12 protein-coding genes are annotated in these 12,403 nt (G+C 74.5%); 3 read left to right on the top strand and 9 right to left on the bottom strand.

The genetic code is table 11. The features are described from left to right. The first annotated feature begins 112 nt into the window (after positions 1–112). The 3 genes from IT780_RS31705 to IT780_RS31695 all read left to right on the top strand — a co-directional run bounded on the left by IT780_RS31705 (position 113) and on the right by IT780_RS31695 (position 2,721). Complete coding sequence (locus IT780_RS31705; protein ID WP_199515506.1) at positions 113–1,363, top strand: lamin tail domain-containing protein; 1,251 nt, start codon at positions 113–115, stop codon at positions 1,361–1,363. Between the two features lie 262 nt (positions 1,364–1,625). After that, positions 1,626–2,231, top strand: a complete 606-nt coding sequence (locus IT780_RS31700) for a response regulator transcription factor (protein WP_199515505.1) — start codon at positions 1,626–1,628, stop codon at positions 2,229–2,231. A gap of 28 nt (positions 2,232–2,259) precedes the next feature. Next, positions 2,260–2,721, top strand: coding sequence for a VanZ family protein (locus IT780_RS31695; protein WP_199515504.1), 462 nt, complete (start codon positions 2,260–2,262; stop codon positions 2,719–2,721). Here the strand turns inward: IT780_RS31695 and IT780_RS42265 are convergent. The 9 genes from IT780_RS42265 to IT780_RS31650 are packed head-to-tail and all read right to left on the bottom strand — an operon-like array spanning position 2,699 to position 12,403. After that, positions 2,699–3,508, bottom strand: a complete 810-nt coding sequence (locus IT780_RS42265) for a glycoside hydrolase family 16 protein (protein ID WP_199515503.1) — start codon at positions 3,506–3,508, stop codon at positions 2,699–2,701. The genes IT780_RS31695 and IT780_RS42265 overlap by 23 nt on opposite strands. A gap of 11 nt (positions 3,509–3,519) precedes the next feature. Then, positions 3,520–4,707: a cytochrome P450 gene (locus tag IT780_RS31685; RefSeq protein WP_199515502.1), complete on the bottom strand. Its 1,188-nt coding sequence runs from the start codon at positions 4,705–4,707 to the stop codon at positions 3,520–3,522. A gap of 8 nt (positions 4,708–4,715) precedes the next feature. Next, positions 4,716–5,798, bottom strand: a complete 1,083-nt coding sequence (locus IT780_RS31680; RefSeq protein WP_199515501.1) for a glycosyltransferase — start codon at positions 5,796–5,798, stop codon at positions 4,716–4,718. A gap of 17 nt (positions 5,799–5,815) precedes the next feature. Further along, positions 5,816–6,961, bottom strand: coding sequence for a GNAT family N-acetyltransferase (locus tag IT780_RS31675; protein WP_199515500.1), 1,146 nt, complete (start codon positions 6,959–6,961; stop codon positions 5,816–5,818). Beyond that, the gene (locus IT780_RS31670) at positions 6,958–7,734 is read right to left on the bottom strand and encodes a Wzz/FepE/Etk N-terminal domain-containing protein (protein WP_199515499.1); all 777 of its coding nucleotides are present in this window, start codon (positions 7,732–7,734) and stop codon (positions 6,958–6,960) included. The genes IT780_RS31675 and IT780_RS31670 overlap by 4 nt, the downstream gene beginning before the upstream one ends. Next, on the bottom strand, positions 7,731–8,849 hold the full coding sequence (locus IT780_RS31665) for a glycosyltransferase (protein ID WP_199515498.1): 1,119 nt from the start codon (positions 8,847–8,849) through the stop codon (positions 7,731–7,733). Before IT780_RS31665 ends, IT780_RS31670 begins: the two co-directional genes overlap by 4 nt. Further along, positions 8,846–9,568: a polysaccharide deacetylase family protein gene (locus IT780_RS31660; RefSeq protein WP_199515497.1), complete on the bottom strand. Its 723-nt coding sequence runs from the start codon at positions 9,566–9,568 to the stop codon at positions 8,846–8,848. The genes IT780_RS31665 and IT780_RS31660 overlap by 4 nt, the downstream gene beginning before the upstream one ends. Then, positions 9,558–11,060, bottom strand: a complete 1,503-nt coding sequence (locus IT780_RS31655) for a lipid II flippase MurJ (RefSeq protein WP_199515496.1) — start codon at positions 11,058–11,060, stop codon at positions 9,558–9,560. Before IT780_RS31655 ends, IT780_RS31660 begins: the two co-directional genes overlap by 11 nt. After that, positions 11,057–12,403, bottom strand: a complete 1,347-nt coding sequence (locus IT780_RS31650) for an O-antigen ligase family protein (protein WP_199515495.1) — start codon at positions 12,401–12,403, stop codon at positions 11,057–11,059. Before IT780_RS31650 ends, IT780_RS31655 begins: the two co-directional genes overlap by 4 nt.

Raw genomic sequence — 12,403 nt, 5'->3', positions numbered from 1 at the left:
CCATGCTGCCCGCAACGATCGGCCGGCGCCACCCCGGGTCCGGACGACGGGTACCCGACGTATCAGCCCTGGTCGTACGCCCGTCGGCCTAGCGTTCAGACAGGAGGGCGTCATGACGTACACGGTGCTGCGGGGAGAGTTCATCATCCGGTACGCGGATCTGCCGCGTCAGGGGCCGGAGCCGGACGGGGACACGGTCAAGTTCCGGCCGGAGTCGCCGGGACTGGTGGAACGGCTGGCCCGCCCCTCGGGGACCCCGCCGGACCTGACCGCGCGGGGGATCTCCGTACGCCTGGAGGCCATCGACGCGCTGGAGACCCACTTCGCCGAGACGCACCAGGAGCTCGCCGGGGCGAACGCGGCGCGCGACGAGCTGTTGCGGCTGCTCGGCTTCACCGGGGTGCAGTTCTTCGACGATCTGCCCAACAAGGTGCGCGCCGCGGACCGGGACACCGTACGCGGGCACGTGCTGTCCAACGGCATCGACGCGAACGGGCGGATGATCGGTTTCGTCTTCCCGGGCGAGCCGGCGGGACCGGACGGCGGCACGGTGTTCCTCGACGACGCGCTGGTCGACCGGTCGCTCAACGCGCGCCTGCTCGCGGCCGGGCTGGTGTATCCGGCGTTCTACTCGACGCTGCCGGCGTCCCTGCGTACCCATCTCGCCGGGGTGTCGCGCAAGGCGCGGGCCGACGCCGCGGGTATCTGGCCGCGCTCGACCGCCGACCCGGACGGACCGGCCGACGTCACCGGCGCGGCGGCCCTGCGGTCGCTGGTGTGCTGGCCGAAGCTGTTCCGCCGGCTCGTGCCGTACCTGGCCACCGGCGCGGCGAACCTCGACGGGTTCGACGCGTGGCTGCGATCGGATCCGGTCAACCGTGACGACGCCGTGTTCCTGCTCGATCGCCTGGAGACGGGCAACCTGCACGACGTGGTCGTGGCGCGCGGCACCACTGTGCAACTGACCGCGTGGCCGGAGGACTTCGTGATCACGCCGGACCCGCCTCCGCCGGGCACGCCCACGCGCCCGTCGGCGCCCGCGGCGGGGGACGTGGTGATCGTGGCCGCGCTGCCGGACCCGGCCGGGGCGGATCCGGGCCGGGAGCGGCTGACCCTGCTCAACGCGACCGCGTCGGCCGTCGATCTGGCCGGCTGGACGCTGCGGGACCGCTCCGGTGGCATCCGTGCGCTCGACGGGACGCTGGCCGCGGGCGAGGTCGTGCAGGTGGGGGCGGAGCCGCTGCGGCTGGGCAATGCCGGCGGCACGCTGACGCTGGTGGACGCGCTCGGCACGCCGATCGACCAGGTGGCGTACACCGCCGGACAGGTCAAGGAGGGGCGTACCGTCCTGTTCGGCCACTGATCACCTTTTGTGCAGGGTCGCTGTCCGCAAAGGATGAAACGAATGTCGGACGCTGTTCGGCCGATCGGCCACAATCGTCCATCCTGCTGATGCCTGTCGATCTTCCGGGGGGCCCGCCCCGAGTGCCTTGACCAGTGCGAATACCCGCGACGCACGGGGTGGAACGGCGTCGGAACCGCCTGTCGGAATGGCGTCCTGCCATATGCGGGGGATGCCGCGGAGTACTACCGTCGGAATCGGACGCTGCCGGTGAGGAGGCACGATGATCCGGGTTCTCGTGGTGCGTGACGGCGGGTATTTCGGCATCCAGGTGCGCGTCCTGCTGAGCGCCCAGCCGGACATCGAGGTGGTCGGCACGCTGCCGATGGACCACGACGTGGCCGCCCGGGCCGTGCCGTTCGCCCCGCACGTGGTCGTCGTCGACACGGAGCTCATGGTCAGCCAGGTCCTGCCGGCCGCCGCGGAGCTGCGCGCGCGGATCCCGTCGTGCTCGGTGCTCGTCCTCTGCGACCCGACCAAGCCCGGGATGCTGCCGCCCCGCCGCCGCGGCGGTGAGGTGAGTTTCCTGCTCAAGGAGGCCTCGGCGGCGTACCTGGCGGATTCGGTGCGGCGGCTGGCGGCCGGCGAGCGGATCGTGCAGCCGCGGCTGCAGGCGGCGTCGCTCAACACCGAACGGGGCCTGAGCACCCGCGAGCTGGAAGTGCTGGGGCTGGCGGCCGAAGGCGACTCGGTCGACGACATCGCCAAGCGGCTCTACCTGTCCGGCGGCACGGTGCGCAACTACCTGTCCTCGGTGATCTACAAGACCGGCGCGCGCAACCGGCTCGACGCGATCCGCATCGTGCGCAAGGACGGCTGGCTGCGCTGACGCGCGAAGATCCCCCTACAGTTCAGGCATGAGATTCGGCCCGCGGCGGCGGGTGGTCACCGCTTCGGTCCTCCTCCTGTACGCGGTGAGCGTCGCGGTCGTGACCGTCGTGCCGTTCCGGACGCGACCGGCGGACGCCCGCGCGGAGGTGCCCTGGTGGATCGTCGTGCACTGGGTGCCGTTCCGGGTCGAGGCCTGGAGTTTCCTGCTCAACGTGGTCATGTTCGTGCCGCTCGGCCTGCTTGTGCCGCTGCTGTGGCCGGCCGCCGGATCGCTGCGCCGCATCACCACGGTGTCGTTCGCCGCCAGCGCCGCCATCGAGACGCTGCAGCTGGTGTGGTGGCTGACGCTGGGCAGCTTCCGTACGGTCGACGTCAACGACCTGATCGCCAACACGGCCGGGGGAGTGGCCGGCGTTCTGCTGCTGCGGGCGGTCGTGCGGCGGGATCGGGCCGGGCGGGCGGCCGTCACGACGCGGTCCACGCCCTGATGTAGTCGACCCGCTTGACGGCGCTCGTCGTCGCAGGCTCGGGTGGGATCCGGGAGTAGACGGCCAGGTTCGAGATGATCGCGGTCGGCGCGTCCGAGGTGGCGTCGCTGTGGCAGACCTGCCTGCCGTCGGCGTACCAGGTGGTGCCGGAGGGTTCGATGGCGACGCCGTACGTGTGCCACCCCGCGGTCGGATCGAACGCCGGCCGCCACTCGCACCGCCCGCGCTCGCCGGAGAACTGGGTGCCGTAGAGCCGCCGATGGTTGTCGGAGTAGAACTCGTACGCATCGGTCTCGGTGTGCCGGTCGACGCCGCGCGCCTGCCACGTCCAGAAGGCGGGCCAGAAGCCGCGCGCCGCCGGCAGGATGGCTCGTTCCTCGAGGTAGCCGTACTGGAACGCGTACGCGGGGGTGCTCGTGATCAGGCACGACGTCCAGTCGTAGCGCTGGCCGCTCGACGGTGACGTGACGGTCTCCCGGCGTGCCGTCATCACGAGCTCGCCGCCGCCGACCCGGCAGTTGGCGGCCCGGTTCCACTCGAGCTGCTGGTTGCCCAGGTTGCCGCGGCCCTCGTCCGGTTCGGCGCTGGAGTGGTCGGCCCACCGCGACGGGTCCAGCCGGTCGCCGTCGAACTCGTCCTGGAACGCCGGCCTCCAGCCACCCTTCTGGCCGTCGGGCAGCGCGGGCGCGGGTGCCGGCGCGCTCGCCCTCGGCTCCGCGCGGCCCGGCGTGGTGCAGGCCGCGGCGGTCAGCAGGCAGAGCAGCAGGCAGACGGCGCGGCGGATCACGGAGCGTCCTTTCAGTACGTGAACGACAGCCGTCCCACGCGGTTGTCGAAGCTGGACGGCACGAGCACCGGCTCGCCGACCGATCGGAGGTCCGGCAGGCGGGTGAGGAGCTCGCGGAACAGCGCCGTCATCTCCTGGCGGGCCAGCGCGGTGCCGAGGCAGAAATGCGGGCCGCCCCCGCCGAAGCCGACGTGCGGGTTCGGGTGGCGGGTCAGGTCGAAGCGGTCCGGGTCGGCGAACACGCTCTCGTCCCGGTTGGCCGAGGCGTAGCAGAGCACCACGTCGGCGCCCGCGGGCAGCAGCCGACCGCCCAGCTCGTGATCGCGGGCGAGCGTCCGCCGGAACTGCACGATCGGCGACGAGTGCCGTACGACCTCGTCGACGAAGCCGGGCGCGTACCGTGCCGCATCGCCGGCGAGCAGCGCCCGCTGGTCCGGGTTCTCGCTGAGCAGGTGCAGGCCGTGCGCGACGGCGTTGCGGGTGGTCTCCACGCCGGCGACCATCAGCAGCGAGAAGAACGCGCCGAGCTCGCGGCCGGTGAGGTCGGCGGCGGCCAGCGCCGAGATGAGGTCGTCGGTGGGCTCGCGGCGCCGCTCCCGGGCGACGCGGGCGATCACGCAGTGCATGCGGGCCAGCGCGCGCAGTCCCCGGCCCGGCACGCGCAGCCCTCGCCGTACGGTCGTCCCCTCGGTGGCCCGCCCGATCTCCGCCAGCAGCTCACGCCGGTACGCGTCCGGAACCCCCATCATCGTGCAGATGACCTCGAACGGCATCCGGGTCGCGACCGCCGCGACGAACTCGGTGGGCCGCTCGGCAACGACGTCGGCCACGATGCCGCGCGCGATGCGGTCCACGTCCGCGGAGATGCGCGCCAGCACCCGTGGCGTGAACGCCCGGGAGACGACGCCGCGCAGCCGGGCGTGCCGCGGGTCGTCCATGTTGACCATCGAGTCGCCGAAGACCGTACGGACCCAGGCCGGCGGGCGGGGCGTGGTGACGCCGGGCCCGCTGAGGAACACGTCCGGCCGGCGGCTCGCCTCCACGACGTCGCGGTGCCGCGCCAGCACGTACGAGCCGTCGCTACTGCGGGCCGGGGCGCCGAGCCCGCGCAGGATTCGGTACGCCGCCAGCCGCTGCTCCGGCGCGAGCCGCCAGAACGCCGGGTCAGCCAGATCCGGGGTCACCTGTCGCACCACCATGCCGCCCCCTACCGGTCGTCGGCCAGCGCGGCCGTACGCGTCGCCAGCCGCTCGAAGGTCAGCCGCGCATCGAAGGCGGCCGCGTGGCCTGCGGCGGCCTCGCCCTCCTCGCGGGCCAGGGCCGGGCAGCTGAGCCGCCGGGCGACCGCCTCGGCGAGCGCGGACGGGTCGCCGGGCGGCACGCGTTCGCCGACGCCGGGCGTGACGACGTCGCCGAGGCCGGGCACGTCGCTGACCACGACGCTGCGGCCGGTGGCGAGGGCCTCCAGCACGGTCAGCGACAGTCCCTCCCACCGCGACGGCAGCACCACCACGTCGGCGGCCGCGAGCCAGTCGCGCACGTCGTCCACCGCGCCCGCGAAGGTCACGCCGGGGCCCGCGACGGCGCGCAGGGCCGCCACCTGGTCGCCGTTGCCGACCAGCGCGAGCCGGGCGCCCGGGCAGGACCGCCGGACCAGCGGCCACGCGGCGAGCAGCACGTCCTGGCCCTTCTGCCGGGTCAGCCGCCCGACGCACACGGCCAGCGGGCCCCGGCCGGGCAGCCCGAGCCGCTCCCGGGCGGCGGCGCGCGCGACGGCACCGGCGGGGGCGAAGTGGTCGAGGTCCACGCCGTTGTGCACGACCGCGTACCGGCCGCGGACGCCGTGCGAGCGGCCCTGCTCGGCCTCGCCGTGGCCGACGCAGAGCAGCAGGTCGGTCCAGCGGGCGGCGGCGCGTTCCCAGGCCAGGCTCGCGACACGGACCGGCCCGGCGGTGGCCAGCCAGGACCAGCCGTGCGGCTGGAACAGGATTGGCACCCGGCGGGGCGGGCGCAGCCGGCCCGCCAGTCCGGCCTTGCTGGCGTGCAGGTGGATGACGTCGGGCCGGACCCGGTCGGCGAGGGCCCGCAGCCGCAGCGCCTCGCCCAGCGACTCCGGCCCGGGGCTGCGCACGGCCGGCCAGTGCAGCCGAGGGACGCCGGCGGCGGCGAGGTCGGCGGCGAGCCGCCCGCCGTCCGGGCACGCGACCGCGACCCGCCAGCCCCGGGCCATCTGGTCACGGCAGGCCGCAACGACGTAGCGCGCGACACCACCGTCGCGCGGCTGAGTCACGTGCAGCACCGCCGGGCTCATCGCGGGTCACTCCCGCCGCGCCGGAGCCGGTCGCGGACCGTACGCAGCCAGGGCGCGTGCTCCTTGGCCGCCTGCACCACCGCGCGCACCGAGCGGACGCGTAGCCCGTACGCCATCGCCCGCACGCTCCTGGGCCGGCCCAGAACCATCCGCTCGTTGCACGCGGGCCGGGGCTGCCAGCGCAGCTTGTACGGCTCGTCGCCGCGCAGCATGCTCATCGTCGGCCGCCCCAGCCGGTGCGCGAGCGGCAGCGTGTCGTTCATCAGCATCGTGCTGACGTCCACGCGGTCGCGCAGCTCCGGGTCGGCGCCGTAGAGGTAGCCACCGACCAGGTCACGTCCGATGAGCAGCAGCGACGAGCACATCAGCCGTCCGTCGAGGCGGTACTCGTACAGGGCGGCCTGGCCGCGGGCCAGCATGCCGGTGACCGAGCGGGTGAGGTGGGCGGCGAACTGCGGGCTGAGGTGGTGCTCGTTGATGCCCCGGCCGCGCCACTGCAGCTCGTGCAGGCGCAGCAGCTCGGCGACGGCCGGCGCGGCCCGCCCGGGGGTCACCTCGCGCACGTCCATCTCCGTACGGGCCAGCTGGTTGAGCCGGCGCCGGACGGTCTTGCGGGTCTTGGCGGGCAGCGCCCGGACGAGGTGCTCCATCTCCATGGCCGGCACCTCGAAGCAGAGCGAGGCGGGCATCCGCCACGTGCGCCCGGACCAGGTGCGCCACAGCGCGGCGCCGGCCGGGCCGGGCCGGGACTCGGGCAGGTCCACGGCATCCCAGCCGGGGTCGAGCAGCAGCGCCCGGGCGAGGATTCGCGTCGCGGGCCGGACCGTGTCGTCGGCGACCAGCACGTCGGTGAAGTCGGCCAGCGCCCCGCCGAGCGGCGTCAGCACTGCGGCTCCCAGGCGGCGGCTGAGCATGAACGGCGCGGCCGCGACGAGGCGGCCCCGGTGGCGTACGAGGGTGAGGCGCAGGGTGCCCGGCGTGCCGTACGACCGCCACCACGACTCGAGCCACGTGTACGCCTGGAACGGCGTGGCGGTGCTGCTGCGGGCGTACAGGTCCTCCCAGTCGTCGTGCAGCCCGGCCAGCGCGTCGTCCCCGCGCCTTGTCTCCGCGGTCCACAGGTCCTCGCCGACGGCGATCATTCGTCCTCCATCCCGGCCACCGTGGCGCGCCCGACGACGCGCTGCACGGGTATCGGCGGCACCGGCTCGTCCACCCGGTACGCGGTGATCTCCTTCGGTGGTGGCTGCACCAGCGCGGTCCCCGTGAAGCGCTCGGCGGGCACGTCCACCGCCTCGTCGTCCTCTTCCACCTCCTCCACCTGGGCTTCGTACCGGGCCGGTTCCGCGGTGGTGACAGCCGTCGCGCCGCGGCCCACGCCGGCCAGCACGCCCAGCCCGCCGATCAGCAGGCCGCCGGCCGCGCCGACCGCCAGCTCCAGCGGCGGCCGCGGCGAGCTCGGACGCTCCGGGACCGTGGCGCCGGCCAGCAGCGACAGCCCGACCTTGGTGTCGGCGCTGCGCAGGCTGCCGTACTCGGTGAGGGCGCCGGCCACCGCGTTCGCCACGTCCGTGGTGTGCCGGGCGTCCGGTCCGGTCGCGGTGATCTCGACGACCGGGGCGTCCGGCGAGGTCGCGGCGGTCACCCGATCCAGGCCCGACCCGTCGGCGCCGAGCCGGGCCCGCGCCTGCACGAGCACCGGCCCGCTGGTCGCGATCCGGCCGTACGCCTGCGCGAAGTTCAGCGCGGCAACGGAGTCGCCGGGTGAGCCGACCGCCACCACGTACGCCTTGGCCGTGTAGGCCGGGGTCTTCAGTGCCGCGTACGCCGCCCCGGCCGCGCCGCCGACGACGGTCAGCAGGAGCAGCAACCCGAAGCGGCGTACCAGGCGCGGCAGGATCTCGCGTGACTTCACCGTGTCGTTCCTTTGCTCTCGACCCGCTGCCGTGCGGGGACGATGCGCTCGTAGAGCCGGCTGACCGAGTCGGCGAGCCGGGCGATGTCGTACCGGGTGGCGATCGGCGGGACCGGCAGCCGGGCCCCGTCGCGTTCGGCGAGCCGCAGCACCTCCGCGCGCAGCGCGCGGGGCAGCGACTCCGGGTCGCGGGACAGCCGCTGCGCCCCGCTGTCGGGCACCCCGTCCAGCGGCGGGCAGGCCGCGTAAAGGGCGGGCAGGCCGCAGGCGAGGGCCTCCAGCACCGCGAGCCCGAACGTCTCCTGGGTGGACGGTGAGGCGAACACGTCCATCGCGCAGAGCAGGTCGCGGACGTGGCCGACGGCGCCGGTGAACACGACCCGGTTGCCGACGCCGGACCGTACGGCCTGCTCGCGCAGCGCCGGACCGGCCGAGCCGTCGCCGACCAGCAGCAGCACCGCGCCCGGCACCTCGCCGAGCGCCCAGATCAGGTGGTCGAACCGCTTGCCCGGCTCCAGACGCCCGACGCCGCCGACGACGACCGCATCGCGCGGGATGCCCAGCCGCTGCCGGGTCCGTACCCGCACCACCGGGTCGTACGTGAACTCCGCGGCGTCGATGCCGTTGGGGATCACGGCGATCCGGTGCGCCGGCACGCCCCAGGCCCGCAGCCGGCGCGCGACGGTGTCCGAGACGGCGATCGTCATCCGGCCCATCCGCTCGGTCGCGAGGTACAGCGCGCGAACGCCCGCCGAGGCGCGCCGGCCCTCGATGTGGGTGTCGCCGAGCGAGTGCTCGGTGGCCACGACCGGCACCCCGGCGAGGCGGGCGGCGACCCGGCCGTGCACGCATGCGCGGTACAGGTGGGTGTGCACGAGGTCGAAGCCGCCGTCGCGGATCAGCCGGCGCAGCCCGCCCACCACGGACACGTCCCGGTTGCTCGCCATCGTGAACTCGTGCACCGTCGTGCCGTCGGCCCGGATCGCCGTCGCGACCGCGCCCGGGTTCGACAGCGTGGCGACCTCGCAGTCGTACGGCAGCCGCCGCAACAGCAGCCGCAGCTGGTGCTCGGCGCCGCCCGCGGCCAGCCCGGTGATCACGTGCAGCACCCTCATCGCGCGGCCCTGCCGGTGGTGAGGCGGTGCCGGGCGAGCTTCGCGACGAGCCGTGGCCCGGTGTCGCGATCGCCGATGAACGTACGGGGAATGGCGTGCAGCCCGGCCGGGCCCTCGACGCGGACGGCGCAGGCGTAGTCGTACCCGGTCTCCTCGACCGCGCGGATCTCCCGCGGGCCGGCGTCGCCGTACGGGTAGCAGAAGCCGGTCACCGCGCTGCCGGTGATCTCGGTGAGGATGAGCCGGCTGCGGCGTACCTGGTCGACGAGCTCGTCCTCGCCGACGCGGGGCAGGTGCACGTGCGCGAGGCTGTGCGAGCCGACCTCCATGCCCGCCGCGGCCACCTGCCGGACCTCCGCCGCGGTCATCAGCTCCTTGCGGGGGCCGGGCTCGTCCCACGCGTTGGAGCCGCCGAGCGAGCCCGCGACCACGAACACCGTGGCGGTGAAGCCGTAGCGGCGCAGCGCGGGCAGCACCTCGGTGACGAAGTCGCGGTAGCCGTCGTCGAAGGTCAGCCCGACCAGGCCCCGCCCGCGCCCGGCCCGGTACGCCTCGAGCAGCTCGCACATGGCCACCCCCCGCAGGCCACGGCGGCCCAGCCAGCGCAGTTGCCGGTCGAAGCGGGACGGATGCACCGTCACCTTGTACGGGTCCGCCTCGTACGCCTCGACCGAGTGGTACATCAGGACCAGCGGCATCGGGGACAGCTCATCGGACATGGGGAAACCTCCGTAGCTCCGCAATTCCGGCCGACCGGGCCAGGAGCACGAACACACTGAGCACCAACAGGCCACCCACCACGGCCGCGGGCAGCGCGGACCAGCTCGCCGTCGCCCGTGCGGCCAGCCATCCGGCCGTGCCGGCGCCGGCCGCCGCGGCCGCGAGCCGGGCCGTCGCCGCGCCCACGGCCGGCACGGAGACCGCGACGATGTGCCGCCGCAGGCCCAGGAGCAGCAGGACGGCGGTGGTGGTGATGCCGATCCCGTTGGCGGCGGCGATCGCGTACGCCCCCAGCCACGGCACCGCCACGACGGCGAGCCCGGTGGTCACCGCGAGCCCGGCGGCCATCGCCACGGCCGGGTACCAGGTCCGCCGCTCGCCGGTGAAGAACGGCCGGGAGAGCACGCCCACCATCGCGTGGCCGAGGACGCCGAGGGCGTACACCCGCATGATGGCAGCGGTCGCGGCGGTGTCCGCGGCGGTGAACCGGCCGTGCTCCAGCAGCACCGCCACGATCCGCGGCGCGTACGCCACCAGGTACGCGGCCGCCACCAGGATCAGCGCGGTGACCGTACGCAGATCAGTCTCGACCCGCCGCCGCGCCTGCTCGGTCTCGCCCGCGGCGACGTTGCGCGCGAGCGTGGGGAAGGTGACGGTGCAGACCAGCAGCGCGATGAGCATGGGGATCTGCGCGACCTTCTGCGCGTAGTTGAGGTACGAGATCGTGCCCGGCGCGAGCGACGAGCCGAGGTGGCGCTCGACGAAGACCTGCGCCTGCCGGGCGAGCGTGTAGACGACGATCGGCGCGACCAGGCCCAGCGTCACCGCGGGGGCGGACCCGCGCCAGCGCCGGGGCAGCCCGACGTGGCGCAGGAAGCCCGGCACCTGGACGAGCACCATGAACAGGCTGCCCAGCGCGACCCCGGCGGCGGCGCTGACGATGCCCAGCCGCCCGTGCAGCGTCGCCATCAGCCCGACGATCCCGACGTTGTACGCGAGGTGGATCGCCGCCGGGGCCCCGAAGACGCCGCTCGCCCGCAGGGCCGCGCTGAGGTAGCCGGCGATCCCGAAGGTCAGCACGGTGATCGCCGTGAGCCGCGTACACGTCACGGCCAGCGCCGGATCGGCCAGCCCGGGGGCGACGAGGCGGACCACCACGGGCGCACCGGCCGCCGTGGCGGCCGAGAGCGTGACCAGGACGACGAGGACCCGGGGCAGGGTGGCCGCCACGACCTCGCGGGCCGCCCGGTGCTGCGCCAGCGCCCGGCTGAACACCGGGATCATCAGCAGCGACATCGCACCCTCGACGACCAGCACGAACGCGGTCTCCGGCACGGTCCACGCGACCAGGAACGCGTCCGTGCCGCCGTCGGCGCCGAAGAAGCGGGCGAGCAGCAGGTCGCGGACCAGCCCCAGCAGCGAGCCGGCCATCGTGACGACGATGGTCAGCAGCGCCGCGCGGACCAGCGTGGGGCGGGCCGTGGCGGTCATGGCGTACCTCCGGGGCGCGGGCCGGGCAGGACGACGCCGCGGCGGGCCACCAGCCCGAGCGTCACGGCGAGCAGGACGCTGCTCGGGCCGCCGCCGATGTCGCCGTAGAGGAAGTCGACGAGCGTCCAGACCATGAGCGCCGGGGCGGCGAGGTCGAGGAACCGCTGACCCTCCGGGGGCAGCAGGCTCTCGCGGCGGCGTACGGCACCGGCGGCCAGCGTCCCGAGCAGGGTGCCGAAGGCGAGGATGCCGACCGTGCCCTGCTCGCTGAGGACCATCAGGTACTGGTTGTGGGCGGACAGCAGCGGTTCCCGGCCGACGCCGGTCGTGGGGTCGCCGACGTCGCTGCCGGCCGACAGGGCCACCGAGGCGTAGCTGTCGCGGTAGTCGGCGAAGTCCTTGAGCCCCACGCCGAGCACCGGGTGGTCGGCCCAGATGCCGGTGGCGGCGTGCCAGAGCGCGTACCGGTCCAGCACGGACTGGTCCGGTGCGCTGCCCGACGAGGCGATGCTGGTGATCCGCTGGTCGAAGGTGCCCGATGCCGGGTCCGCGCCGCCGGCGGTGAGGGTCAGGACGGCGAAGCCCAGCGCTCCCACGCCGACCAGGCCGGCGGCCACCCGCCAGTTGGCCACCACGAGCAGCACGAGCACCGCGCACGCGGTGGCGATCCAGGCGCCGCGGCTGAGCGTGAGCCCGAGCGGCAGCAGCAGGAACGCCGCCGTGGCGAGCAGACCGGCGCGTGCCCGGCCGCGCATCGCGAAGCCCAGGGCCAGCGTCACGACCAGGCCGTACCCGAGCAGGGCGGCCAGGGCCATCACCTGCTCCGGGCCGAACGTGCCGACGGCGCGGACGTACTCGCCGGCGTAGGAGGCGCCGGTCTTCGTGAGGTACTGGTACACCCCGACGCCGCCCTCGACGACCGTCACGGCGATGATCGCGCCGGCGACCAGGAACACGTCCAGCCGGTCGCGTACCGCCATGGCGACCGCGACCGGTACGAGCACGAACAGTTCGCTGTAGCGGATGAAGCCGATGACGCTGGCCGACACGTCGCTCGCGGTCACGGTCGCGACGGCGAAGGAGGCCAGGGCGAAGCCGAACGGCAGCCAGGCCCGTCCGGCCACCGAGCGGTCTCCGCCGAGCAGGCGTACGGCCATCACCGCCACGATCAGGCCGGCACCGAGGTCGGCGGCCGTGATGTGGCCCGAGGCGGACACGTCGCTGATCCGGCTCGGTACGCAGATCAGCAGCACCGTGCCCGCGACCAGCACACTGGGGCGCCGCACCGGGCCGAGGGCGCGATCCTCGGCGGCATGATCCGGACTGAGCGAGATGGCAGCCAT

It is taken from the genome of Nucisporomicrobium flavum (genome assembly GCF_016464385.1).
GTDB classification, from domain to species: Bacteria; Actinomycetota; Actinomycetes; order Mycobacteriales; family Micromonosporaceae; genus Actinoplanes; species Actinoplanes flavus_A.
This window is presented reverse-complemented; position numbering and strand designations above follow the sequence as displayed.